Annotated in this window: 1 protein-coding gene; it reads right to left on the reverse strand. The window is 25.7% G+C overall.

Annotated elements, in window-relative coordinates; translation table 11 throughout:
* A partial coding sequence (locus SH09_RS13020) for an aminoglycoside 6-adenylyltransferase (protein WP_042740061.1) occupies nucleotides 1-241 on the reverse strand: 241 nt, incomplete at both ends.

Genomic DNA, 241 nt, shown 5'->3' on the forward strand with positions numbered 1-241 from the left:
TACAAGACCATCAGAATCACTAAAATAACGATTTAAATCTTTTAAATTAATTAATGTAATATCCATTTTTATGCCATCTTTAAAATACATTATATAACTGTAACCATAATCTAAATCAGGGGGGAATAATTCCATATCTTCTGGTTTCTGTATAAACAATAATTCTCCAAATAAACTTAACCAACTTTCTTCATGTGTGAAATACTCAATATCTGATACGAAAAAAGCAAAATCATAATCT

Source organism: Staphylococcus gallinarum, from assembly GCF_000875895.1.
Classification (GTDB): Bacteria; Bacillota; Bacilli; order Staphylococcales; family Staphylococcaceae; genus Staphylococcus; species Staphylococcus gallinarum.